Source organism: Caulobacter sp. SLTY, from assembly GCF_009905535.1.
Taxonomy (GTDB): Bacteria; Pseudomonadota; Alphaproteobacteria; order Caulobacterales; family Caulobacteraceae; genus Caulobacter.
Genome location: NZ_JAAALA010000037.1, coordinates 1 through 21,630, shown reverse-complemented (window position 1 = coordinate 21,630; position 21,630 = coordinate 1). Strand labels below are relative to the sequence as shown.

General features: G+C 68.4%; 26 protein-coding genes and 1 pseudogene. 15 read left to right on the top strand and 12 right to left on the bottom strand.

The features are described from left to right. Window positions 1-3: 3 nt before the first annotated feature. Window positions 4-1,917, top strand: coding sequence for a 1-deoxy-D-xylulose-5-phosphate synthase (gene dxs, locus GVN21_RS17690; protein WP_166576063.1), 1,914 nt, complete (start codon window positions 4-6; stop codon window positions 1,915-1,917). Beyond that, a complete protein-coding gene (locus tag GVN21_RS17685; RefSeq protein ID WP_166576062.1) occupies window positions 1,917-2,258 on the top strand; it encodes a hypothetical protein in 342 nt (113 codons plus the stop codon). Before dxs ends, GVN21_RS17685 begins: the two co-directional genes overlap by 1 nt. A 9-nt stretch (window positions 2,259-2,267) precedes the next feature. On the opposite strand, the gene GVN21_RS17680 is transcribed toward GVN21_RS17685, so the two are convergent. The 5 genes from GVN21_RS17680 to flgF all read right to left on the bottom strand — a co-directional run bounded on the left by GVN21_RS17680 (window position 2,268) and on the right by flgF (window position 5,885). Beyond that, entirely contained in the window at window positions 2,268-2,741 is a 474-nt protein-coding gene (locus GVN21_RS17680) for a hypothetical protein (RefSeq protein ID WP_166576061.1), read from the bottom strand. A gap of 103 nt (window positions 2,742-2,844) precedes the next feature. Then, window positions 2,845-3,594 carry a flagellar basal body L-ring protein FlgH gene (gene flgH, locus GVN21_RS17675; protein ID WP_166576060.1) on the bottom strand — a complete coding sequence of 250 codons (750 nt, stop codon included), beginning with the start codon at window positions 3,592-3,594 and terminating at the stop codon, window positions 2,845-2,847. A gap of 11 nt (window positions 3,595-3,605) precedes the next feature. Next, the gene (gene flgA, locus GVN21_RS17670) at window positions 3,606-4,349 is read right to left on the bottom strand and encodes a flagellar basal body P-ring formation chaperone FlgA (RefSeq protein WP_166576059.1); all 744 of its coding nucleotides are present in this window, start codon (window positions 4,347-4,349) and stop codon (window positions 3,606-3,608) included. Window position 4,350: 1 nt separating this feature from the next. Next, entirely contained in the window at window positions 4,351-5,139 is a 789-nt protein-coding gene (gene flgG / locus GVN21_RS17665) for a flagellar basal-body rod protein FlgG (RefSeq protein ID WP_166576058.1), read from the bottom strand. Window positions 5,140-5,153: 14 nt separating this feature from the next. After that, window positions 5,154-5,885 carry a flagellar basal-body rod protein FlgF gene (flgF, locus tag GVN21_RS17660; RefSeq protein ID WP_166576057.1) on the bottom strand — a complete coding sequence of 244 codons (732 nt, stop codon included), beginning with the start codon at window positions 5,883-5,885 and terminating at the stop codon, window positions 5,154-5,156. 221 nt (window positions 5,886-6,106) lie between these two features. On the opposite strand from flgF, the gene GVN21_RS17655 reads away from it, so the two are divergent. The 5 genes from GVN21_RS17655 to GVN21_RS17635 are packed head-to-tail and all read left to right on the top strand — an operon-like array spanning window position 6,107 to window position 12,037. After that, complete coding sequence (locus GVN21_RS17655; RefSeq protein WP_166576056.1) at window positions 6,107-6,709, top strand: flagellar basal body-associated FliL family protein; 603 nt, start codon at window positions 6,107-6,109, stop codon at window positions 6,707-6,709. Window positions 6,710-6,734: 25 nt separating this feature from the next. Next, window positions 6,735-7,835 (top strand): flagellar motor switch protein FliM, encoded by a 1,101-nt coding sequence (gene fliM, locus GVN21_RS17650; RefSeq protein WP_166576055.1) that lies wholly within the window; start codon window positions 6,735-6,737, stop codon window positions 7,833-7,835. After that, window positions 7,832-8,317 carry a DUF6468 domain-containing protein gene (locus GVN21_RS17645; protein ID WP_166576054.1) on the top strand — a complete coding sequence of 162 codons (486 nt, stop codon included), beginning with the start codon at window positions 7,832-7,834 and terminating at the stop codon, window positions 8,315-8,317. Before fliM ends, GVN21_RS17645 begins: the two co-directional genes overlap by 4 nt. Then, a complete protein-coding gene (locus tag GVN21_RS17640) occupies window positions 8,314-9,108 on the top strand; it encodes a MotE family protein (RefSeq protein ID WP_166576053.1) in 795 nt (264 codons plus the stop codon). Before GVN21_RS17645 ends, GVN21_RS17640 begins: the two co-directional genes overlap by 4 nt. Window position 9,109: 1 nt before the next feature. Further along, on the top strand, window positions 9,110-12,037 hold the full coding sequence (locus GVN21_RS17635) for a tetratricopeptide repeat protein (RefSeq protein WP_166576052.1): 2,928 nt from the start codon (window positions 9,110-9,112) through the stop codon (window positions 12,035-12,037). Here GVN21_RS17635 and fliP read toward each other — a convergent pair. Both fliP and GVN21_RS17625 read right to left on the bottom strand, forming a co-directional pair. Continuing rightward, complete coding sequence (gene fliP, locus GVN21_RS17630; protein WP_166576051.1) at window positions 12,034-12,810, bottom strand: flagellar type III secretion system pore protein FliP; 777 nt, start codon at window positions 12,808-12,810, stop codon at window positions 12,034-12,036. The genes GVN21_RS17635 and fliP overlap by 4 nt on opposite strands. Next, the gene (locus GVN21_RS17625; protein ID WP_166576050.1) at window positions 12,810-13,112 is read right to left on the bottom strand and encodes a flagellar biosynthetic protein FliO; all 303 of its coding nucleotides are present in this window, start codon (window positions 13,110-13,112) and stop codon (window positions 12,810-12,812) included. The genes fliP and GVN21_RS17625 overlap by 1 nt, the downstream gene beginning before the upstream one ends. A 67-nt stretch (window positions 13,113-13,179) precedes the next feature. Here GVN21_RS17625 and flgB point away from each other — a divergent pair, with 67 nt between their 5' ends. The 4 genes from flgB (at window position 13,180) to GVN21_RS17605 (ending at window position 14,912) form a co-directional block, all read left to right on the top strand. After that, window positions 13,180-13,623, top strand: a complete 444-nt coding sequence (flgB, locus tag GVN21_RS17620; RefSeq protein ID WP_346764287.1) for a flagellar basal body rod protein FlgB — start codon at window positions 13,180-13,182, stop codon at window positions 13,621-13,623. 11 nt (window positions 13,624-13,634) lie between these two features. Further along, window positions 13,635-14,051 carry a flagellar basal body rod protein FlgC gene (flgC, locus tag GVN21_RS17615; RefSeq protein ID WP_240903001.1) on the top strand — a complete coding sequence of 139 codons (417 nt, stop codon included), beginning with the start codon at window positions 13,635-13,637 and terminating at the stop codon, window positions 14,049-14,051. Between the two features lie 8 nt (window positions 14,052-14,059). Then, window positions 14,060-14,362 (top strand): flagellar hook-basal body complex protein FliE, encoded by a 303-nt coding sequence (gene fliE / locus GVN21_RS17610; RefSeq protein ID WP_166576049.1) that lies wholly within the window; start codon window positions 14,060-14,062, stop codon window positions 14,360-14,362. A 127-nt stretch (window positions 14,363-14,489) separates the two neighbouring features. Further along, window positions 14,490-14,912 (top strand): hypothetical protein, encoded by a 423-nt coding sequence (locus GVN21_RS17605; RefSeq protein WP_166576048.1) that lies wholly within the window; start codon window positions 14,490-14,492, stop codon window positions 14,910-14,912. A 57-nt stretch (window positions 14,913-14,969) separates the two neighbouring features. Here GVN21_RS17605 and xth read toward each other — a convergent pair whose 3' ends face one another. Beyond that, complete coding sequence (xth, locus tag GVN21_RS17600) at window positions 14,970-15,764, bottom strand: exodeoxyribonuclease III (protein WP_166576047.1); 795 nt, start codon at window positions 15,762-15,764, stop codon at window positions 14,970-14,972. A 36-nt stretch (window positions 15,765-15,800) separates the two neighbouring features. Here xth and GVN21_RS17595 point away from each other — a divergent pair, with 36 nt between their 5' ends. Continuing rightward, entirely contained in the window at window positions 15,801-16,139 is a 339-nt protein-coding gene (locus GVN21_RS17595) for a hypothetical protein (protein ID WP_166576046.1), read from the top strand. On the opposite strand, the gene GVN21_RS17590 is transcribed toward GVN21_RS17595, so the two are convergent. Genes GVN21_RS17590 through GVN21_RS17580 form a run of 3 tightly spaced genes read right to left on the bottom strand, consistent with a single transcriptional unit; the run spans window position 16,121 to window position 18,074 of the window. Then, window positions 16,121-17,095: an alpha/beta hydrolase gene (locus tag GVN21_RS17590; RefSeq protein ID WP_166576045.1), complete on the bottom strand. Its 975-nt coding sequence runs from the start codon at window positions 17,093-17,095 to the stop codon at window positions 16,121-16,123. The genes GVN21_RS17595 and GVN21_RS17590 overlap by 19 nt on opposite strands. Before the next feature lie 11 nt (window positions 17,096-17,106). Next, the gene (locus tag GVN21_RS17585; RefSeq protein ID WP_166576044.1) at window positions 17,107-17,781 is read right to left on the bottom strand and encodes an SdpI family protein; all 675 of its coding nucleotides are present in this window, start codon (window positions 17,779-17,781) and stop codon (window positions 17,107-17,109) included. Beyond that, complete coding sequence (locus GVN21_RS17580) at window positions 17,778-18,074, bottom strand: metalloregulator ArsR/SmtB family transcription factor (protein ID WP_166576043.1); 297 nt, start codon at window positions 18,072-18,074, stop codon at window positions 17,778-17,780. The genes GVN21_RS17585 and GVN21_RS17580 overlap by 4 nt, the downstream gene beginning before the upstream one ends. A 782-nt stretch (window positions 18,075-18,856) precedes the next feature. Here GVN21_RS17580 and GVN21_RS17575 point away from each other — a divergent pair. Then, window positions 18,857-19,570 (top strand): SH3 domain-containing protein, encoded by a 714-nt coding sequence (locus tag GVN21_RS17575; RefSeq protein WP_166576042.1) that lies wholly within the window; start codon window positions 18,857-18,859, stop codon window positions 19,568-19,570. A gap of 7 nt (window positions 19,571-19,577) precedes the next feature. Here GVN21_RS17575 and erpA read toward each other — a convergent pair whose 3' ends face one another. Further along, window positions 19,578-19,910, bottom strand: coding sequence for an iron-sulfur cluster insertion protein ErpA (gene erpA, locus GVN21_RS17570; protein ID WP_166576041.1), 333 nt, complete (start codon window positions 19,908-19,910; stop codon window positions 19,578-19,580). Between the two features lie 81 nt (window positions 19,911-19,991). Between erpA and GVN21_RS17565 the strand changes: the two genes are divergently transcribed. After that, window positions 19,992-21,185 (top strand): deoxyguanosinetriphosphate triphosphohydrolase, encoded by a 1,194-nt coding sequence (locus tag GVN21_RS17565; RefSeq protein ID WP_166576040.1) that lies wholly within the window; start codon window positions 19,992-19,994, stop codon window positions 21,183-21,185. A gap of 93 nt (window positions 21,186-21,278) precedes the next feature. Then, a pseudogene (locus tag GVN21_RS17560) lies at window positions 21,279-21,630 on the top strand (SPOR domain-containing protein); the annotation flags it as partial.

The following is a 21,630-nucleotide window of genomic DNA, read 5'->3' as shown; positions in this document are numbered from 1 at the left end:
GCTATGCCCCCAGTGACCCCGTTGCTCGACACCGTCGCTTCGCCGGCGGATACCCGGTCCTTCTCTCTCGCCCAACTCAAGCAATTGGCGTCCGAAGTCCGGGCCGAGACGATCGACGCGGTGTCGGTAACCGGCGGGCATCTGGGCGCGGGGTTGGGCGTGGTCGAGTTGACCGTGGCGCTGCACCACGTGTTCGAAACGCCGAAGGATATCGTCATCTGGGACGTCGGCCACCAGGCCTATCCGCACAAGATCCTCACCGGCCGCCGGGGCGGGATGCGCACCCTGCGCCAGGGCGGGGGCCTCAGCGGCTTCACCAAGCGGGCGGAAAGCGAATACGACCCCTTCGGCGCCGCCCACGCCGCCACCTCGATCTCGGCCGCGCTCGGCTTCTGCGCCGCGCGCGACGCCAAGGGCGAAGACAACAAGGTCGTTGCGGTGATCGGCGACGGCTCGATGAGCGCCGGCATGGCCTATGAGGCGATGAACAACGCTGCGGAAACGACCGGCCAGCTGATCGTCATCCTCAATGACAATGACATGTCCATCGCCCCGCCGGTCGGCGGGATGAGCGCCTATCTGGCGCGGGTGGTGTCGTCGGGCGGCTATCAGTCGCTGCGCAATCTCGGCAAGTCGATGAGCCGGGTGTTCCCCAAGAGCCTGCAGGAGGCTGCCCGCAAGGCCGAGGAATACGCCCGCGGGATGGTCACCGGCGGCACCTTCTTCGAGGAGCTGGGCTTCCAGTACGTCGGGCCGATCGACGGCCATGACCTCGATGCGCTGGTCCCGGTGCTGCAGAACGTCAAGGAAATCAATCGCCCGGTCCTGGTCCATGTGGTGACCCAGAAGGGCAAGGGCTATGCCCCGGCCGAGAGCGCCGACGACAAGTACCATGGGGTGGTCAAGTTCAACGTCGTGACCGGCGAGCAGGCCAAGGCCGCCGCCGGCCCGCCGCAGTACACCAAGGTGTTCGCCCAGGCCCTGGTCAAGGAGGCGGAGAAGGACGAGCGGATCATGGCGGTGACCGCCGCCATGCCGTCCGGCACGGGGCTCGACATCTTCCAGAAGGCCTTCCCCAAGCGCTGTTTCGATGTGGGGATCGCCGAACAGCATGCGGTGACTTTCGCCGCCGGCCTGGCCGCCGACGGGATGAAGCCGTTCGCCGCCATCTATTCGACCTTCCTGCAGCGCGGCTACGACCAGGTGGTCCACGACGTGGCGATCCAGCGGTTGCCCGTGCGCTTCGCCATGGACCGCGCCGGGCTGGTGGGCGCCGATGGGCCGACCCATGCGGGCAGTTTCGACATCGGCTTCATGGGCGCCTTGCCCGGCATGGTGCTGATGGCCGCCGCCGACGAGGTGGAGCTGGCGCGGATGGTCGCCACGGCGGCCGCCATCGACGACCGCCCGAGCGCCTTCCGCTATCCCCGCGGCGAGGGCCTCGGCCTGGAGATGCCGGCGATCAACGAGCCGCTGGAGATCGGCAAGGGCCGGATCGTCCGCGAGGGTACGGCTGTGGCCATCGTCTCCTTCGGCACGCGCCTGCAGGAAAGCCTGAAGGCCGCAGACCTGCTGGCGGCGCGGGGCCTGTCGGCCACCGTCTGCGACGCCCGCTTCGCCAAGCCGCTCGACGTCGACCTGCTGCTGCGTCTGGCCCGCGAGCATGAGGCCATCGTTACAGTGGAAGAGGGGGCGATCGGGGGCTTCGGGGGCTTCGTGCTCCAGACTCTGGCGGCGCACGGGGCTCTCGACCGGGGCTTGAAAGTGCGCACCCTGGCCCTGCCCGATGTCTTCCAGGACCAGGACAAGCCGGACGTGATGTACGCCCAGGCCGGCCTCGATGCGGCTGGCATCGCCGGCGGCGCCCTCAGCGCGCTGGGCCTCGACAACGTTTCGGCGGCCGGACGGCGGGCCTGATGCGGACGGCGGTTGCGGTTCTGGCCGTCGGCGCCCTGGCGCTTGGCGGCTGCGTGATGCGCAAGGCCTCGGTCTATGAGCCGATTACCGAGGGCCTGGAGACGATGAAGGGCCGCGACGTGGCGGTGGCCTATCGCACCCTGGGCCTGCCCGACCGCAAGGAGACGGTTGGCCGGAAGATGCTGTTCGTCTGGAACCGCACCCGCTGCGACGTGCTGATGGAGACGGACCTCGACGGCGTGGTGGTCGATTCCACCATGGTCGGCCGGCCAGGCGCCTGCAGGTGGGTGTCCAAGGCGATGAAGGACTTCATGACGCGCGAGGCGGCGAAGGCCCAATAGGCGGGCGCGTTACGCCCTGCAGGCGGTAAAGAACCGATCGACCTGAGACTTGGCGGCGCCCTTGGCGGGCAGGGCGATGGCGCTCTTGCCCTGGACCAGCGTCAGGTCGCCGGTCTTGGCGAAGCGAGCCAGGGCCTTGTCCGAGGCCGACGTGGTCGCTTCCAGATAGTGGGCGTCAGCCGGGCCGCCGGGCATGGCCGTGGCGTTCAGCCGCGACCGATCGCCGCCCGACTTCAACACGATGGCCGGCTGCGGCTGAGTGGCGACCGTGGACAGCATCACCTGGCCGGCGCCAGGCTGGCAGGTCAGCATCAGCACGACGTTGTCAGAAGCGGGCGCGCCATAGGCCAGTTTCACGCCCTCTTCCGGCGTCTGGTGGAGCGACCAGTCCATGCCGTCGGCGAGAGCCTGGCGGCCGTGCATGCAGCTGCCCAGCAGCAGGGCCGGGGCGGTCAGAGCGAGAATGGCGATCAGGCGGACCATGGCGACGCGCCTCCCTTCGGTCTCTCAACGCAAGGGAAGGCGCCATGGTTCACGACAGTCGGCAGATTTTGCCTGATCAGCAATTTGTCCCCCTATTGCTCCATCAGAACGGCGAGAAGGTCTCCACCAGCGCCTGGCCGGCCGGGGTCTTCTGGACCCGGCTCTGGTCGCCGCGTCCGCCGTAGCTGATGCGCGCCTCGGCGATCTGGGTGTGCTTGACGGTGTTGGTCGAGCTGATGTCCTCAGGCCGCACGATGCCGGAGACGGTCAGGCGGCGCACCTCGTTGTTGGTCCGCACCTCCTGCGTGCCCTGGATGACCAGATTGCCGTTGGGCAGCACGCCGGTGACCACTGCGGCGATCGTCAGGCTGATCTTTTCCGACCGGGCCACTGCCCCCGTGCCGGTTCCGCCGCTGGTGACGTTGGTCTCGATGGCGTTGGCCGGGTCGAAGCCGCCTGGGAACAGTTGGCCCAGGCTCCCTTCCAGCCCGAAGAAGTGGGGCATGCCCGCCTTCATGCCGTTGGTGCGGCTGGTGGAGCTGGAGTTCTGGGTCTGGGCGCTGTCATCGATGTCGATGTTGACCGTCAGGATGTCGCCCACCCGGCCCGCCCGCTGGTCGTTGAAGAAGGCGCGAGCCCCGGTGCGCCACAGGGAATTGGCCGAGGCCGGTTGCGGCGGGCCGGTGCGGACATCGACGAAGTTCTGGGTCTGGGGGACCAGGGCGGCGGGATAACCCACCGGCGCCAGCTTGGGGCCAAAGGTGGCGTCCGAGGCGCTGGCCACAACGCCATCGACGGTGGCGCAGGCGGCGAGCGGGACGAGGGCGAGAACGGCGAGCAGGGTCGTACGCATCTGTGTAGCCTCTAGCGAGCGGCGAACTGGGCGCCGGCAGCCTTCAGCTGCTGGGCCGCGGGACCGGTGACGGCTTCGCCGGGTCCGGTGGCGATGGCCTCGACGATCTTCTTCGAGGCGGGGTTCTGGATGTTGACGGTCTCGCCCTGGGCGGCGGCCTTCATGGCCTTGCCCTGCATGGTCAGGGTGACCTGGCCGTCGGACCAGGTGACGTTGACCATCTCTCCGGCCTTGATGACCTGTGGAGCGGAGACATCGCGGCCGCCGACCGCGGCGCCGGCGCGCAGCGGACGCTTGGCGGCCAGGCCGATCACCTGGTCGGCGTCCCTCGGGGCATCCGTGGGCGCGGCGGCAGCCTTGGCCCAGACCAGGTCTTCCGGCTGGACGATCTCGCCGGTGGAGATAGAGCGGGACCAGGTCAGGACATCGACATTGCCCCGCGCCGCGACCGGCGAGGCGGCGGTGGGACCGGCAGCGCCGCCGCGCACCACGATGCGGCGAAAGCCCTGAGGATTGTCCCAATGAAGGCCCGAACGACGGGCCATCAACTGCACCGTCTGGGCGTCCAGCACCACGGTCGGGCCGGCGCGGTTGGCGACCAGCACGTTGGCGGCCGGGCCGGCGCCCTCGAACAGGTCGCCCAGGGTGACCCGCCCGTCCGCGTCGGTGACCTCGGCCCGCAAGGTGACCGGGCCGGCCAGGGCCGGGGAGGCGAGGGCCGCCGCCGCGACCGCGATCAGCAGGAGGGCGCGCATCCTACGACTTCACCTGGTTGGCGGCCTGCAGCATCTCGTCGGCCGTGGTGATGACCTTGGAGTTCATCTCGTAGGCCCGCTGGGCGACGATCAGGGCGGTGATTTCGCTGACTGCGTCGACGTTGGAGGCCTCGGTATAGCCCTGCAGCAGGGTGCCGAAGCCGGGAGTGCCCGGCGAGCCGGTGACCGCCGCGCCGGAGCTGCCGCTTTCCATGAAGAGGTTGTCGCCCATGGCCTCAAGGCCGGCCTCGTTGATGAAGGTGGCCAGTTCCAGCTGGCCGGCGACGGTCGGGGCCGCCTGGCCCTCCTGGGTGACCTGTACCTGACCGGTCTTGGAGATGGCCACGTCCACCGCGTCCTGCGGAATGGTGATGGCCGGCTGGATCAGGTAGCCGTCCTCGGTGACCAGCTGGCCCTGGTCATTGACCGCCAGGTTGCCGGCCCGGGTGTAGGCCGTCTCGCCGCTGGGCAGCAGCACCTGCAGGTAGCCGCGTCCCTGGATGGCCACGTCGTAGCGGTTGTCGGTGCGGGTCACCGAGCCCTGGCTGGTGATGCGATAGGTGCTGCCCGCCTTCACGCCGGCGCCGATCTGGATGCCGGTGGGGACCACCGTGCCCTGGTCCGACGACTGGGTGCCGGCCCGCTCCAGCGACTGGTAGAGCAGGTCCTGGAACTCCGCCCGCTGCCGCTTGAAGCCGACGGTGTTCATGTTGGCGATGTTGTTCGAGATAACCTCGACGTTCAGCTGCTGGGCGGCCATGCCGGTCGCGGCGGTGCGGAGCGCTTGCATCTACTCGTACTCCCTTAAGCGACCCGGCCCAGGCGCTCGACGGCGCGCCGGGACAGGTCGGAGGTGTTTTCCATGGTGCGGACCACGCTTTCGTAGGCGCGGCTGACCTCGATCATCCGGGTGATCTGCAGGATCGGATTGACGTTACTTCCCTCCAGCATCCCCTGCCGAACCCGGCTGGCTGTGTCGGCGACGGGGGCCTCATTGGAGGTGTTCTTCAGGAGATTGTTCTGGTCCTTGGCCAGGACCGAGCGGTCCTCGAACAGGAAGACCTGCACCTTGCCGACCCGCTCCCCGGCTTGGCTGATCGTCCCGTCGGCGGCGATGGCCACCGGGCCGCGGGCGATGTCCAGCACGATCTCGCCGCCGTCGCCCATCACCGGATCGCCGGCCTGGGTGGTCAGCTTGCCGTCCGGCGACAGCGTGAAGCGACCGTCGCGGGTGAACCGGTCGCCGTCCTCGGTGGTGACCTGGAAGAAGCCCTTGCCCTCGATGGCCAGGTCGAAATCGCCGCCGGTCTGGCGCAGTGAGCCCTGGGTAAAGTCGCGGGCGACACCGTCATCGAGCACGAACTTGACCTTGCCGCCGTCGGTCATCCGGGCCGGAGCCTGGGCCTCGGTCCGGACCATCAGCGACTCGACCTTGAAGCCGGTCGTGTCGGCGTTGGCGATGTTGTTGGCAATGACATCCATTTCGCGGCGCAGGGTCATCTGGCGCGACAGGCTGATGTACAGCGTGTTGTCCATGGGCGGCCCTCCGTTAATCCCCGCGACCCGACGTCGCTCGGCAAGGTGAACCTGCAAGCCTCGGGCCAAGTCGAAAACATGAATAAAATCAGCAAATAAGAAGGTTAACGCCCGCTGGGCGGCGAATATTGCCGGGCGCCGCGATGGACCCACGCACACCCATCCTTAACCAACTCGCCCCACTAAGGATTCACGCGCGAATTACAGAGAGCGGCGAGCAGGTGTCGAAGGACAAGGCCAAGGAAGCTGAAGCGCCCCCCGAGGGCGCCGAAGGCGTCGACGGCGAGGCTCCGGCCAAGAAGAAGCCGAAGCTGATGGTGCTGATCATCGCCGGCGTGGCGGCGCTCGCCGTGCTGGGCGGCGGTGGGGCCGGCGCCTACTTCATGTTTCTGAAGCCCAAGCCTGACGCCGAGCATGCCGAGGCCAAGGAAAAACCGAAGAAAAAGAAGAAGGAAGGCGAGGGCGGCAAGGGCGGCAAGGCTGAGCCCGGCGCGGCGACGGTCAAGGAAGGCCCCGACGGCGTGGTCTTCTACACCCTGCCTGACATCGTGGTGAACATGCAGACCGCCGACGGGCGGGCGACCTTCCTCAAGCTGAAGCTGACCCTGGAGCTACCCGACGATCAGCTGGTCGAGGAGCTCGACCCGGCGATGCCGCGCATGAACGACATGTTCCAAACCTTCCTGCGGGAAATGCGGCCCGAGGACCTGTCGGGCAGCCAAGGCAGCTATCAGCTGCGGATGGAGATCCTGCGCCGGGTCAACCTGCTCGTCGCGCCCTCCAAGGTGAACGCGGTGCTGATCGAGGAGATGCTGATCAACTAGCCCTCGGGCGGTTGGGCGTTGGCTCATGGCTGAAGACACCGAAGATCAGGAGGCTCTGGCCCAGTGGGCGGCGACCAACGCCGATGGCGCCGGCGCGCCCGAGTGGGGCGGCGGGGGCGAGGCCGACGGTCTGATCGGCTCCGAGCGAATCCTAAACCAGGATGAGATCGACAGCCTGCTGGGGTTCGACCTGTCGGATGACGATGGGGGCGAGCGCACCGGCATCCGGGCGATCATCAACTCGGCGCTGGTGTCGTATGAGCGCCTGCCGATGCTAGAGATCGTCTTCGACCGCCTGGTGCGGCTGATGACCACCTCCCTGCGCAACTTCACCAGCGACAACGTCGAGGTCAGCCTCGACAACATCAGCTCGATCCGCTTTGGGGACTACCTCAACTCGATCCCGCTGCCGGCCATCCTGTCGGTGTTCCGGGCCGAGGAGTTGGACAACTACGGCCTGCTGACGGTCGATTCCAACCTGATCTATTCGATCGTCGATGTGCTGCTGGGCGGGCGCCGCGGCACAGCGGCTATGCGCATCGAGGGCCGGCCCTACACCACCATCGAGCGGGTGCTGGTCCAGCGGATGGTCGAGGTGGTGCTGGCCGACGCCAAGGCGGCGTTCGAGCCCCTGACCCCGGTCAACTTCGTGCTCGACCGACTGGAGACCAACCCCCGTTTCGCCGCGATCGCCCGTCCGGCCAACGCCGCCATCCTGGTCAAGCTGCGTATCGACATGGAAGACCGGGGCGGCCGCATCGAGCTGCTGCTGCCCTATGCCACCCTCGAGCCCATCCGGAAGATGCTATTGCAGCAGTTCATGGGCGAGAAGTTCGGCCGCGACAACATCTGGGAAAGCCACCTGGCCACCGAGCTGTGGACCACCCAGATGGAAGTCCGCGCCGTGCTCGACGAACAGCAGGCGCCCCTCAGTAAGGTGCTCGGCCTGAAGGTCGGCGACACCCTGATGCTCAACGCCACCGGCGACAGCCTGGTCGAGCTGCGGGCCGGTTCGATCCCCCTGACGCGCGGCCGCATGGGCCGTCGCAACCACCACATCGCGGTGCGCTGTGAAGCGCCTCTCGATCAGGCCGCCAAGGCCGCCGTCCAGAAGAGGCTGACATGAGCATCGTGGCGATTTCCATGAACATACTGCTGGGCGTGCTCCTGATCGCGGCCATGGTCTTCGGCTGGCGGCTCGAGCGGCAGCTGAAGCGTCTGCGCGACGGCCATGAGAACTTCGCCAAGGCGGTCGGCGAGCTCGACCTTGCCGCCGCCCGCGCTCAGGCCGGCCTCGCCACCCTGCGCGAAGCCACCCAGGAGGCCGAGGCCCACCTGGCCGCCCGCATCGAGGCGGCCCAGGCCCTGGCCGACCACCTGGACAAGGCGGTGCTGGAGCGCCCGCGCCGCCCGGCCTCGACCGCCACCGCTCCCAGCCGCGAAGACGACTGGCTGGATCGCCCGCTGCCGCAGGCGCGCGAGCGACAGCTGCCCGCCCGCTTCGAGCCCCAGACCACCGCCCGTTCGCGGGCCCGTATCGATGACGACCTGTTCGAGCCCGAGGCGCTTCCCAGCCGTCTGCGCGCCATTCCCGGAGGCCGCCTGTGAGCCGTATCCCCCGCATCCTGCCCCTGGCCGGCGTCGCCGTGGCCGGGGTCCTGGCCATAAACTTCGCGGCCGGCGCCGACACCATCCCAAAGCTGTTCACCGGCGCGAAGGCCTTCGCCGAGGGCGCGCCCGCCAAGGCCGAGACGCCCAAGACCGACACCCCGGCCGCCCTGGCCGCCAAGCCGGCGGCCGTCTGCGCGCCGACCGCGGCTGAACTGGCCAAGGAGGCCGGTCTTTCACCGTCCGAACTGCGCATGCTGCAGAACCTCGGCGACCGCCGGGGCCAGCTGGACGCCCAGGAGCAGGGCTTCGACGTGCAGCTGCAGCTGATCGCCGCCGCCGAGGCCAAGCTGGACGCCAAGTTCAAGTCGCTGGACACCCTGAAGGGCGACATCAAGACCCTCCTGGGTCAGGCTGACGCCCAGCAGGAGCAGGAGATCAACCGGCTGGTGGCCGTGTTCTCGGCCATGAAGGCCAAGGACGCCGCGGCGCAGTTCCGGGTGCTCGACGACAGCGTACGCCTGCCCATCGCCTCGAAGATGAAGGAGCGGACCCTGGCCGCCATCCTGGCCCAGATGCCGCCGGCCGAGGCCAAGCAGATCACCGAGGCCCTGGCCAAGCGCTTCACCCAGAACGCCGCCGTCCTGGCGGGCAAACAGGCGCTGGCGCCGGAGCCGGTCCAGACCGCCGCCGCCCCGCCCGCCGCTTCCCCGGCGCAGAAACTGGCCGGCGCTCCCAAGACCGCCCCGCCCGCCAAGGCCCCGGCCACGCCGCCGGCGAAAGCGGGCTGACATGAGCCTGCGCCGGGTCCTCCGCACCGGCGTTGCGGTCGCCTGCATCGCAGGCGTCGCCGTTCCGGCCGGCTATGCGGTCCCCGCCGTGGCGGCCCGGCCGGCGCTGGATGTGCGCGTGGCCCAGGCCCGGGATTTTACCCGGATAGAATTCCAGTGGGCCGGCGGCGCGCGGGTCACCACCAAGCGTGACGGCCAGGTCCTCACCCTGCGCTTCAGCCGCGACGCCAAGCCCGATATCGCCCTGCTGAAAGCCGCCCCGCCGCAATGGCTGAAGTCGGTCGAGGAACGGCATGTCGGCGGGGTCCTCGAACTCGCCCTCACCCTGACTGACGACGCGGACGCCAAGGTCGGCCAGTCCGACGGCGCGACATTCGTCAATCTTTTCAAGAGGAAGGAAGCGCCCGCCGCGCCGCTTCCGACCGCCCCGGCTGAACCGAAGGTCGCCTCTGGTCCGCCGCCGCCCGCCAGGGCCGATCCGACGCCGGTCGGCGGGGTGGTGCCAGTCACGGCCGACGTTAGCGCCTCCCAGACCCGCTTGCGGTTTGACTGGCGCGCCCCGCTGGGCGCCGCCGTGTTCCGGCGAGGCGAAGCGGTCTGGGTGGTGTTCGACGCACCCGGCAAGCTCGACGTCGCCAGGCTGCCCAAGGGTGGGGATCGTTATCGCAAGGTCCAGGCCGTCTCCGGCAAGGACTACGCCGCTGTGCGCCTTGTGGTGCCGCGGTCCACCCCGGTCACCGTGGCGGGGGAGGGATCAAGCTGGACCATCGCCCTGGGCGCGGGTCCTCCCGCTGGCCGCGACCAGACCGGCGGCGGCGCCGTCACGGTCAGCCGCGACAGCGAAAGCGCCCAGGCCGGCCTGACGGCCACGATGGCTGGCGCCGGCCGTATGGTCTGGGTCGATGACCCGGCGGTGGGCGACCGCCTCGCCGTCGTCCCGGCCCTGGCCCCCAACAAGGGCCTCAGCCAGCGGCGCGACTTCGTCGACCTGGCCCTGCTTCCGACCCTGCATGGCCTGGCCATCGAGAGCTATGCTCCGGGCCTGGGCGTGGCGGTCGAGGGCGACTTGGTGCGGATCGGCAAGGCCGACGGCCTGGCTCTGTCGCCCAGCTGGGCCGCCGACAAGGCGCAGACGGCGGCCATCCTCGGCGCTCCGGCCAAGGCCTCGATGCCTGGCATGATCGACGGCGAATGGGCCAAGCTGGGCGACACCAACTTTATAGCCCGCTATGAGCAGCTGCTTGCCGAGGCGGCCGAGGAAACCAACAAGGGCAAGGACGCGCCGACCGAGGCGCGCATGGCCCTGGCCCGCTTCCTGGTCGGCAGCGAGCTGTCCTATGAGGCCATCGGGGTGATGAACGCCGCCGGCCGCTCGCGCGAGACTCTGATGGGCGACGCCGAGTTTCGCGGCCTGCGCGGTGCCGCGCGGGTGATGGCCGGGCGGCTGAAGGAGGCCGACACCGACCTCTCGGTCGCCGTGCTGGCCGACGATCCGGCCAGCGCCGCCTGGCGCGGCTATATCTCCGCCAAACAGGCCGACTGGGCCGGCGCCCGGGCCAAGTTCGGCCAGGCGGCGCGGGCCATGGAGCTGTTCCCGCCGCTGTGGCAGGCGCGGTTCATGCGGGCCGACGCCGAGGCCGCCATCGCCCTTGGCGACTATGCCGCCGCCCAGGACTGCCTGCGCCGCGCCGCCGTGCCGGGCATCCCCCAGGCCGAGGAGCTTGCCAACCGGCTGATGGAGGCCCGCCTCCTCGAGGCCAAGGGCGAGACGGACAAGGCGCTCGCCGTCTATGAACTGATCGCCAAGGCGCCGCTGGAGCAGTACGCCGCGCCGGCCACCCTGCGCGCCACCCAGATCAAGCTCGACCAGGGAAAGATCACCCCGGCTGCGGCGGTCACCGTGTTCGACGGCCTGCGCTACCGCTGGCGCGGCGACGCCACCGAGATCGAGACCGTCCGCCTGCTCGGCAAGCTCTACATGAGCCAGGGCCGTTACCGCGAGGGCCTTGAGGCCTGGCGCTCGGCGGGGGTGCGGCTGCCCGACCTGCCGGCCTCGGTGGAATTGCAGAACGACCTGGCCGCCGCCTTCCGCGCCCTGTTCCTCGACGGCCTCGCCGACGGGCTGGAGCCGATCCAGGCGCTCGGTCTCTACAACGACTTCAAGGATCTCACCCCGATCGGGGCCGAAGGCGACCGGATGGTCCGCAACATGGTCCGCCGGCTGGTCGATGTGGACCTGCTCGACCAGGCCGCCGAGCTGTTGAAATACCAGGTTGAAAACCGCCTCGACGGCGTGCCCAAGGCCCAGGTCGCCACTGACCTGGCCCTGATCTACCTGATGAACCGCCAGCCGGAGCAGGCGCTGGTCACCATCAACAGCAGCCGCACCACGGTGCTGCCGCCGGCCCTCAACGCCGAGCGCCGGATCATCACCGCCCGCGCCCTGATGGGTCTGGGCCGCCTGGACGCCGCCCTTGAGGTGATCGAGACCGACGCCTCGCCCGAAGCGACAGACATCCGCGCCGAGATCGCCTGGAAAGCCCGTGACTGGCCCCTGGCCGGCGACATGTTCGAACGCCAGCTGGGCGATCGCTGGAAGAGCCCGCTGCCCCTGCGTTCCGACGAGGAAGGCCGCCTGCTTCGCGCCGGCGTCGCCTACAGCCTGGCCGGAGACGAGCCCGCCCTGGCTCGCATGCGCGAGCGCTACAGCCCGCTGTTCGACGCCGCTCGCAACCCCGAAGCCCTCAAGGTCGCCTTCGCCGACATGGACGACGGCCGCCTGACCACCGCCGACTTCGGCCGTTCGGTCGCCGACTCGGAAGCCTTCAACGGCTGGGTCGCCAAGATGAAGCAGAAGTTCCGCGAGAAGCCGGCCCCGGTGGGAACGGCGAAGGGCCCGGCGGAACGGGCTGGACCGGCGAAGGGCTAGCCTCCGCCCCCGGCGCCGGGGATGAAGCTCTCGACCAGGCTGCCGGCCACCAGTCGCCAGCCGTCGACCAGCACGAAGAAGATCAGCTTGAAGGGCAGGCTGATGACCACGGGGGGCAGCATCATCATGCCCATGCTCATCAGCACGCTGGCCACCACCAGGTCGATGACCAAGAAGGGGACGAACAGCAAGAAGCCGATTTCGAAGGCGCGCTTCAACTCGCTGATCATGAAGGCCGGGGTGACCACGCGCAGGGGGGTCTCCTGGATGGTCGCCGGGCGGGGGATCTTGGAGAGGCGGACGAAGAGGGCGAGGTCGTCGCGGTCGACCTGGCTGAGCATGAAGGTCTTCACCGGGGCCGAGGCGGCGTCGAAGGCCTGCGGCAGCTCGACCTGCTGGTCGAGCAGGGGGCGGATGCCTTCGTCGTAGGACTTCTGGAAGGTCGGGGCCATGACGATCGCGGTGAGGAACAGCGCCAGACTGATCAGCACGGCGTTGGGCGGGCTCTGCTGCAGGCCGAGCGCCGTGCGCAGCAGGCCCAGCACCACCACGATGCGCACGAAGCTGGTCGTCATGATCACGATCGATGGGGCCAGCGACAGGACGGTCAGCAGTCCGACCAGCTGGACCACCCGCTCGGTCAGGCCGGCGCCTGTGCCCAGGTCGATGTTCACCGCCTGGGCGGCAGCGACGCCTGGCATGGCGATGGCCACGCCGAGCAGCAGGGCGAGCCCGACGTAGCGGCCGTAGGGGGTCTTGCGTCCGGGGGCCATCAGGCGGTCTCCGCGGGGGTCTTGCGCGCCGGACTTTTGGCGGCTCTGGGCGTCTTGAGGGTTTCCAGGGTGCGGCCTTCACCGAGCAGAATCAGTCGTTCCTCATCGTCGAGGCGCACCAGCACCAGCCGGCGGGTGGGGTCCAGCACCAGGGTTTCGACCAGCTTGAGGCGGCGCTCCTTGCTGGATGCGCCCTGCAGACGCGCCACCACATCGGGGGCAAAACGGCGCAAGGCCACGGCGGTCAGACCGATCAGCCCGAGCGTCACGAGAAGGGCGAACAGGGTCTGCAGGAGATACATCGGGGCGGCCGCCGGGAGACTGATCCTACCCAATGCCCGGCAAAACTTAAGGCGCGATTAACCCTGTTTGTTCACCCTGTTGGCTATGAACATCGGCGACATCCCGCTCTTCTCGATGCTGCGCAGCCGGTTGGGCTATCTGTCCGACCGTCAGAATGTGATCGCCGAGAACATCGCCAACGCCAACACCCCGGGCTTCGTGGCCCGCGACGTGGCGCCCTTCACCTTCGAGTCCCAGTTGCGGGGCCAGGCCGGGGGGCTTGGCATGATGCAGCCGGCCCAGACCCAGGCGGGTCACATGGCCGCCGCGCCCCGCCGCGCCTCCGCCCAGACCCACGCCAAGCCGCGCAAGACAGGGGACTCCGAAGTCACCCTGAACGGCAACGCCGTGGTGCTGGAGGACCAGATGATCAAGATGACCGAGACGCGGATGCAGTACGACGCCGCTATCGGCTTCTACCAGAAATCCATGGCCCTGCTGCGCATGGCCGCCCGCGCGCCGGGCCGATAGGAGACCGATAGATGGCCGACATGGGTCCCACCAACCCCACCATGCGGATTGCGACCTCGGGCCTGCGGGCCCAGCAGGCGCGGATGCGGGTGATCGCCGAGAACCTGGCCAACGCCAACTCCACGGCCCGCACCCCCGACGGCGACCCCTATCGCCGGCAGGTCTCCGTGTTCGCGCCCCAGGCGGTCGACGGCGGGCAGGGCGTGCGGCTGGCGCGGATCGAACCGGACAAGAAGGACTTCAAGCTGTCCTACGACCCCGGCCATCCGGCGGCCAACGCCGACGGCTATGTGAAGATGCCCAACGTTGATTCGCTGATCGAGGCTCTCGACCTGCGCGAGGCCCAGCGGGCCTACGAGGCCAATCTGAACGTCATCGAGACCGCGCGCTCGATGGAGATGCGCACCCTCGAACTGCTGAAGAAATAGGGTAGGCCATGATCACCCCGCTCGCCGCAGCCAAGGCCTATGCCGCCACCCAGGGCGCCGGTGGCATCCCGGGCGCCGACGTCGCCATCCAGGGATCGAGCTTCGGCGACATGCTGAAGAATGTCATGGGCGATGCGATGCAGACGTCCAAGGCGGCCGAGGCGCAGATGGCCGCCCATGTCTCCGGCAAGGCGGAGCTGATCGACGTGATCACCGCCATTTCCTCGGCCGAGGCCAGCCTTGAGACGGTGATGGCCGTGCGCGACCAGGTGATCAGCGCCTATCAGGAAATCATGCGCATGCCGATCTAAGTTGGTCGCGTGAAGATGAACCGAATATAACGAAGGCCTCACGCCCGCTTCAGGCCCAGGCAACTAAAACCTCTTTCAAGATGTTCAACCGGCCATCGGGTGGACGAAGCCTTGAAGGAGAGAGATCATGAAAAAGGTTCTTCTGACTGTCGCCGCGACGGCCGCCCTGGTCGCGGCCATGCCGGCCACCGTTTCCGCGCAGCCGCGTGGCGACCGCGATTATCGCGGCGGCTACGATCAGCGTCGTGACTACGACAACCGAGGCGCCTACCAGCGCGGTCGCTGGAACCAAGGCACCCGCAGCAACTGGCGCCTGGCCCGCCAGATCGACCAGAAGCAGGCCTATATCGATCAACGCATCGAGACCCTGGTCCGCCGCGGTCGACTGGACATCGGTGAAGCCCGGGGCATGCAGCGGACCCTCAATTCGATCGAACGGGTCGAGGGCGCCTACAAGCGTGACCGTGACCTGACCCGTCAGGAGTACCAGCACCTGAACCGGATGCTGACCGAGATCGAGCGGGACATCGAGCGCCGCGCCCGGACCTAAAGGGTAAGGCCTAAGCCAAGGAAAGGGGCGGTCTTCGGACCGCCCCTTTTTCTTGGCCTAAAGGGCCAGCTCGACCACGACCGGCACATGGTCCGAGGGCTTTTCCCAGTCGCGGACCTCGCGGTGGATCTGCAGGCCGGTCAACCGGTCGGCCGCCTGGGGGCTGAGCAGATGGTGGTCGATGCGGATGCCGTGGTTACGCTGCCAGGCGCCGGCCTGGTAGTCCCAGAAGGTGTAGCCGCCGTCGCGGCCGTCCACCTGCATGTAGGCGTCGGTGAAACCCAGGTTCTTCAGGGCGCGGAAGGCGCCCCGGCTCTCCGGCTGGAACAGGGCGTCGCCCAGCCAGCCCTCCGGCTTGTCGGCGTCGCCGGGCTCAGGAATGACGTTGTAGTCGCCACAGATGACCAGAGGCTCCTCCAGTTCCAGCAGCTTTTGGGCATGCAGATGCAGGGCCTTCATCCAGCGCAGCTTGTAATCGAACTTTTCGGTCCCCACCGGATTGCCATTGGGCAGGTAAATGCCGGCGACCCGCACGGGGATGGGCCCGGAAACCACGGCCTCGATGTAGCGGGCATGGTCATCGGTCTCGCCTGTAAGGCCGATGATCTCCGGCAGGCCGCGCCGGACATCCTCCAACGGGGTCTTAGAGAGCATGGCGACGCCGTTGTAGGTCTTCTGGCCATGGACCTCGACGTTATAGCCGAGGCGCTCGAACTCCTCCCGAGGGAACTTCTCGTCGATGCACTTGATCTCCTGCAGGCAGGCGACGTCGGGCTGGGCCCGTTCGAACCAGGCCAGCACAGTCGGCAGGCGAGCATTGACCGAGTTCACATTCCAGGTGGCGATACGCATTGACGGCTCCGGCTGGGGGGCGGAAGGCTATTGCCCATGACCACGGGGCTCAAGGGGCAGGAGAGACGGGAACGGCAGCGGCGGGCGATCCTGCTGGGCGTGCTGACGGCCGGTTGGCTGGCGCTGATCCCGTTCGGGGCGATCGGGGCGCTGTTCTCACCCCTGGTGTTCGACCACCGGCCGAACCTGCTCAACCCGTTGGCGTGGCTGGGCTTCCTGCTGATGATCGGCTTCTGGATGGTCTGCATCCTCAGCCCTTTCGTAGCCTGGGTGACCTGGAAGCGGGGGCAGGAGCCGAAGGCCTGGGTGGCCATCGCCGTGCCCGCGGTGTGGCTGGCGGCGATGGCCGTGACGCTTCAGTTCGTGCCGGTCTGAGACTTGATGAAGCCGGCGATGGCCGGCGCCACACCGGGCGCGAGGGGCAGGTCCGGGTTGGCATAGGTGGCCAGATTTCCCCCCCGGTCGGCCGGCGCGACCTTGAGCACGTGGTTCACCCCCTCCAGCACCACCAGCCGGGCCTTCGGCTGAGCGGCCTTCAGCCGGTTTGCGTCCTCGACCGGCACCTGCAAGTCGGTGGAGCCTTGGAGGATCAGCATCGGCCCGCGGTAGGCGGCGGCCAGCTTGGCCGGGTCCTTGGCGAACAGGTTGATCAGGAACGGCTGAACCGCCGGATAGAATAAGGGCATGAGCGCCGGATGCATCCCGGTCGTATCGACGGTCTTGCCGGCCTCCAGGGCATCTAGCGCCGCCAGCGCCTGGGACAGCACGGGGGCGTTGGCCGGGTTGGCCCGCAGCTGCTCGCGGAGCACCGCGCCCAGCGGCCGGCCCCCGCCGGAGATCAGGATCAGGCCACAGACGCCTTCCCCCGACTGACCGGCGATCAGCGCCACCAAGGCGCCCTCGCTGTGCCCGGCCAGCCAGGCGCAGGGGGCGCCGGTCGCGGCCCGGGCCTTGGCCGCCCAGGCCAGGGCGTCCAGCGCCAGATGATCGACGAACACCTTGGTAGGGTCGGCGGCGGCCGGGCCGCTGGCGAACATACCGCGCTTGTCTACGCGGATGGAGGCGACCCCCTCGGCGGCCAGCCCTTCGGCCAGCAGGCGATAGGGGGCGCCCTTGACGCCAAGCGGGTTGTTGCCGTCGCGGTCGGTGGGGCCGGAACCGGCCAGGATGACCACGACCGGGGTTCCCGGCTTGGCGTTATCGGGCTTCAGCAGCGTCCCCTTGAGGGGTGCGGGGCCGCCGGGGATTTCGACCTCCGAGGACACCGGCGCGGCCATGGCGGCGCAGGGCAGGGCGATCGCCGCCAGGACGGCGAGGACTAGGGTTCTCATCAGCGGACCTTTCAGACGGGGCGACGGTCGGGATCGGCGCGCCAGACGCGCCAGCTTTCGAAGACGGACCAGGCGGCGATCAAAAGCGTTCCGCCGGAGATGGCCCCGATCGAGATAGTGGTCGGCAGGAAGGGGATCAGGGGCAGGGCGAGCAATCCCGACCAGAAGAACAGCCGTCCGGCCAGGCGGTTGGAGCGGTCCCAGGCCATGCGGCTACTGAGGTTCCAGGGCGTTCGCACCCCGACCAGGGCGTTGGGCGGAACCTTGCCGAGCACAGCCCCGGTCGCGATCAGCACCAGGCAGACGGCCGCCGCGGTGACGGTTGCGCCGGTCGCGGGGTCGAAAGTCGGGCTGGCCATGGCGGCCGGCAGGATGGCGACCACGGCGGTCGTGACCAGGCCAATGGCCATGCCGATGGTGATGCCGCGCCGCCGGGCCGGGTCCGGGTTGCTGGCCCGCAGGCTGTAGGCCATCGCGCCGGAGATCACGGCATTGACGCCCGCGATAGCGGCGATCAGCCAGGCCGCTTCCATGCGGTCGCCCCAGCGATCGACCTCGCCGGCGGCGTTGAAGTGCATCGGTACCGGGTCGGTCGCGCCGTTGGTGGCGGTGAAGGCCGCCAGGGCCAGCTGAACGGCGACCACGGCCAGGGCGGCGGTCTCCATGCGGGTCGGTTTGAAGGTCATTTCGCGGCCCCCTTCGGCGTGGCGGCCGGCGCTTCCCCGGCCTTGATGATGTCCAGGAGGAAAGCCAGCGCTTCCTCCACGGCCGAGATGTTCAGCCGGTAGATGATCGACGCCCCGTCCCGCTCGGATTCGACGAGGCCGGCCTCGCGCAGCGAGGTCAGGTGCCCGGTCACGGTCGGCCAGGCCATGTCGAAGGCGTTGGCGATGTCGCCGGACGACTTGGGTCCGGCGCGCAGCATTTCGATGATCTGGCGGCGCGCGGGATGCGCGAGGGCTTTGAACAGGGTGTTCATAGGAAGAAGGCTAATTAGGAACAGCCCGAATTGCAAGGGCTGGAAAATTCTCGCTCTCGGGGTCAAACTTGCTGAGGGTGTGGGGGGTGATTTTGCAACGCTACGACAAGTTGGAAAGGCTGGGCAGCGGACACCCGGACATCGCCACGGATGTCGGCCGGGCTATCTCGGAATGCGGACCCGCCAATTTCAGGTCCTCTCTGCAGTTAAGCCGCTTGGTGTTAGAGTATATTGTTGCCGCGCTTTATGAGGAATTGAACGTACTTGAGGATAACGAGAAATTACAGGACAGAATAGACAAGATTGCAGAACGTCTTGGCGACCCGAAGGCGTTTCGGGACGCCGCGCACAAAGTGCGGAAGCTTGCGAACCCCGCTGTTCACTATCGGAAGAACGATCCTCATCCGGCGGTTGCCGGCGACGCGCCGAAGGCGCTCGGTCTGCTAGAGACGCTGCTGGCCCAGGTGGAGGGACTGATCCTTCGTGGGCCCGGGAGTTCACGATCGCCGACGCCCTCGCCGGGGCCGTCCAGTCCGCAACCGCCGCCCAGGACACCCCCGCCGCCGATTGCGCCCAGGGCTGCTGGCGGACCATCCTCAACCGCCCCGCCACCTCGCACGCCGCCACCTCGCACGCCGCCACCTCGCACGCCGCCGCCGCCGCCTCTCACGCCAGCGCCACCGCCACCTCGTACGCCACCAGCGCCACCAGCGCCGCCGCCGCCGCCGCCGAAGATTCCCCGCCCTCCGGGTGCGGCTATCGTTTCGCCGGGGACCGGCCGCGTGAAGCGCCGCAGTCTCGTCTTCGCGGCGCTGGGGGGTTTGGCGGTGATCTCGGTGGGCTCCATGATGGCTCAGGAGCGGGGCCTGGGCGCCGGGCCCCTCGTGCGAGAGCGCTATGTGATCCCGGGTGAGGGCGCGTCCTTGGTGAATCTCAGGACCGGTCCGGGGAGGACCTATCCGGCGATCACCCAGCTGTCGCCCGGAACTCGGGTGATGCTCCAGGGCGCGGCGAAAGACGCCAGCGGCGACGAATGGCGACGGGTGCAGACCAGGAAGGGAGACAGCGGTTTTGTGAAGGGGGTGCTGTTGGGCTCGGCCTACGATTGGAAGAAGTACCAAAGAGACAGGGCCGGAACTCGAACGGAGGCGTCACCCTCACCGTCCGATACCCAGGCCGCCGCGGCCGGAGCGCCCGCGCCGTTCGTAATCCGCTCGCCCAAATGGGTGAAGCAGCCGCGGGTGTCGGATCTCAGGCGCTTGCGACCGGTCGGGACTGATGAACTGCGGGGTGTCGCTGAACTGATCTGTACGATTGGCGCCGATGGCTGGGTGAAACAGTGTCAGCTGGCCGCTGAAAGGCCGGCGGGCTATGGCTTCGGCGTGGCCGGCAAGACACTGGGCGGAATGCTGAAGATGAATCCCACTCTGCCGGACGGCCGGTCGGTTGAGGGGGCTTCTGTCCGGGTGAGGTTCACGTTCGAGCCCACCGCCTGAACGCAGCCTACAGCGAGAAGCTCACGCCGCAGCCGCAGCTGCTCTTGGCGTTAGGGTTGCGGATCTTGAATTCCGCGCCGGCCAGTTCGTCGATGAAGTCGATCTCCGAGCCTTTGAGCAGGCCCAGGGAGATGTCGTCGACCAGGGCCGAGGCGCCGTCGCGTTCGATGCGCAGGTCGTCGGCCTCGGCCGCTTCCACAAGGTCGAACCGGTACTGGAAGCCGGAGCAACCGCCGCCGTCGACCGCCACGCGAAGCATCAACGGCCGGCCTTCGGCCTCGCCGATTGCGCGGATTCGGGCGGCGGCGGTTTGCGAAAGGGTGATCGGGGTGTCGGTCATGCTGTGGAAAACTCTCCAGAGTCCTATATGTGCAAGCCCGCGCCGCCTGGAAAGGGGCGCCCGACAGGACCTGACCGTTCGATGAGCCATAGCGAAGGTAACAGCTACACCGTCTACCGGTCGCCCTATTCCGAAATTCCGGCCAATTCGCGCGGCCGGCTGCACCCTGACGCGCCCAGTCGCACACGCAATCCCTTCGCCCGCGACCGCGACCGGATCATCCATTCGACCGCCTTTCGCCGGTTGAAGGAAAAGACCCAGGTCTTCGTCGCCCACGAAGGCGACCACTACCGCACCCGCCTGACACATTCGCTGGAAGTGGCGCAGATCGCCCGGTCGATCGCGAGCGCGCTAGGCCTCGACGCCGACCTGGCCGAGACCATCGCCCTGGCCCATGACCTGGGTCACCCGCCGTTCGGCCATGCGGGCGAGGACGCCCTGGACGAGGCGATGAAGCCCTGGGGCGGGTTCGACCACAACGTCCAGACCTTCCGGGTGGTGACCGAGCTTGAGCACCGCTACCCCGACTACCTGGGCCTCAACCTGACCTGGGAGACGCTGGAAGGGGTCATCAAGCACAACGGCCCGGTCACCGACCGCCTGTCGCGGCCCAGTTGGACGGCGGTGAAGCGGTTCGACCAGAAGTTGGACCTGGAACTGGGCGGCTGGGCCTCGGCCGAGGCGCAGGTCGCCGCGATCGCCGACGACATCGCCTATAACAACCACGACGTGGACGATGGGCTGCAGGCCGAGCTGTTCCGGCTCGAGGAACTGCTGGAGGTGCCGCTGATCGGCCCGATCCTGCAGGGCGTGCGCAGCGAGCGGCCTGACCTCGACGACCGGCTGACCCGGCTGGAGGCCGTGCGGCGGATGATCGGGGCGATGGTCGATGATGTGATGGGCGAGACCCTCCAGCGGGCGGCGGTCAGCGGGGTCGCCAGCCCGGCGGACGTGCGGAACCTGGGTCACGCCCTGGTCGCCTTCTCGCCGGATATGCTGGAGGACCTGTCGCGCCTGCGGGAATTCCTGTTCGAGCGGATGTACCGCCACTGGAAGGTCAACCGCACCCGCAGCCAGGCGCGCCGCATTCTGGCCGAGATGTTTTCGTTGTTCATGGCCGAACCCGAGGTGCTTCCCACCGAATGGTTCGTGAAGTCGCAGAACCGCGACGACGCCGGACGGGCCCGGGTGGTGTGCGATTACATCGCCGGAATGACCGACCGGTTCGCCATCGAGGAACATCGCCGGCTCTTCCAGCTCGAAACCTGGGCATAAGACCTTTGGTCGCTGGCGGGCGGGCGTGGCGCCTCGGTAAACTGGCGGAAGCGATTCGCCTGTCCCGCCCATGCTCATTCGAGCGGAGCTTCGATGTCCGACTACAACCGCGGCGCCTATACCCCGCCCAGCCATGACGCCCCTCTGGCCTTTGACGCCCGCCGCCCGGTGCGCGGCGGCTCGCCCGCGCCGGTCACCCTGATCGTCAGCGCCCTGGTGCTGATCGTCCTGGTTGGCGGCGCCTGGTTTCTCTACAGCGGTGGCGTCCGCGAAGAGGGCGACGCGCCCAAGACGGTCGGAACCGTCGTGGCCGACACAAAGACCCCGCCCAAGGCCGAGGACCAGCCGACCGACGAGACCAAGGGCCTGCAGATCTACAGTGGGGATGACACCACCATCCCGGCCGAGGCCGCCCCTCCCGAACAGCCTCTGCCCCGGCCCGAGC

What these genes read in the sequence shown, in the direction of transcription:
- dxs (WP_166576063.1), top strand. Translation starts at nt 4, where the DNA reads ATGCCCCCAGTGACCCCGTTGCTCGACACCGTCGCTTCGCCGGCGGAT.
- GVN21_RS17685 (WP_166576062.1), top strand. Translation starts at nt 1,917, where the DNA reads ATGCGGACGGCGGTTGCGGTTCTGGCCGTCGGCGCCCTGGCGCTTGGC.
- GVN21_RS17680 (WP_166576061.1), bottom strand. Translation starts at nt 2,741, where the DNA reads ATGGTCCGCCTGATCGCCATTCTCGCTCTGACCGCCCCGGCCCTGCTG.
- flgH (WP_166576060.1), bottom strand. Translation starts at nt 3,594, where the DNA reads ATGCGTACGACCCTGCTCGCCGTTCTCGCCCTCGTCCCGCTCGCCGCC.
- flgA (WP_166576059.1), bottom strand. Translation starts at nt 4,349, where the DNA reads ATGCGCGCCCTCCTGCTGATCGCGGTCGCGGCGGCGGCCCTCGCCTCC.
- flgG (WP_166576058.1), bottom strand. Translation starts at nt 5,139, where the DNA reads ATGCAAGCGCTCCGCACCGCCGCGACCGGCATGGCCGCCCAGCAGCTG.
- flgF (WP_166576057.1), bottom strand. Translation starts at nt 5,885, where the DNA reads ATGGACAACACGCTGTACATCAGCCTGTCGCGCCAGATGACCCTGCGC.
- fliM (WP_166576055.1), top strand. Translation starts at nt 6,735, where the DNA reads ATGGCTGAAGACACCGAAGATCAGGAGGCTCTGGCCCAGTGGGCGGCG.
- GVN21_RS17645 (WP_166576054.1), top strand. Translation starts at nt 7,832, where the DNA reads ATGAGCATCGTGGCGATTTCCATGAACATACTGCTGGGCGTGCTCCTG.
- GVN21_RS17635 (WP_166576052.1), top strand. Translation starts at nt 9,110, where the DNA reads ATGAGCCTGCGCCGGGTCCTCCGCACCGGCGTTGCGGTCGCCTGCATC.
- fliP (WP_166576051.1), bottom strand. Translation starts at nt 12,810, where the DNA reads ATGGCCCCCGGACGCAAGACCCCCTACGGCCGCTACGTCGGGCTCGCC.
- GVN21_RS17625 (WP_166576050.1), bottom strand. Translation starts at nt 13,112, where the DNA reads ATGTATCTCCTGCAGACCCTGTTCGCCCTTCTCGTGACGCTCGGGCTG.
- flgC (WP_240903001.1), top strand. Translation starts at nt 13,635, where the DNA reads ATGGCCGACATGGGTCCCACCAACCCCACCATGCGGATTGCGACCTCG.
- fliE (WP_166576049.1), top strand. Translation starts at nt 14,060, where the DNA reads ATGATCACCCCGCTCGCCGCAGCCAAGGCCTATGCCGCCACCCAGGGC.
- GVN21_RS17605 (WP_166576048.1), top strand. Translation starts at nt 14,490, where the DNA reads ATGAAAAAGGTTCTTCTGACTGTCGCCGCGACGGCCGCCCTGGTCGCG.
- xth (WP_166576047.1), bottom strand. Translation starts at nt 15,764, where the DNA reads ATGCGTATCGCCACCTGGAATGTGAACTCGGTCAATGCTCGCCTGCCG.
- GVN21_RS17595 (WP_166576046.1), top strand. Translation starts at nt 15,801, where the DNA reads ATGACCACGGGGCTCAAGGGGCAGGAGAGACGGGAACGGCAGCGGCGG.
- GVN21_RS17590 (WP_166576045.1), bottom strand. Translation starts at nt 17,095, where the DNA reads ATGAGAACCCTAGTCCTCGCCGTCCTGGCGGCGATCGCCCTGCCCTGC.
- GVN21_RS17585 (WP_166576044.1), bottom strand. Translation starts at nt 17,781, where the DNA reads ATGACCTTCAAACCGACCCGCATGGAGACCGCCGCCCTGGCCGTGGTC.
- GVN21_RS17580 (WP_166576043.1), bottom strand. Translation starts at nt 18,074, where the DNA reads ATGAACACCCTGTTCAAAGCCCTCGCGCATCCCGCGCGCCGCCAGATC.
- erpA (WP_166576041.1), bottom strand. Translation starts at nt 19,910, where the DNA reads ATGACCGACACCCCGATCACCCTTTCGCAAACCGCCGCCGCCCGAATC.
- GVN21_RS17565 (WP_166576040.1), top strand. Translation starts at nt 19,992, where the DNA reads ATGAGCCATAGCGAAGGTAACAGCTACACCGTCTACCGGTCGCCCTAT.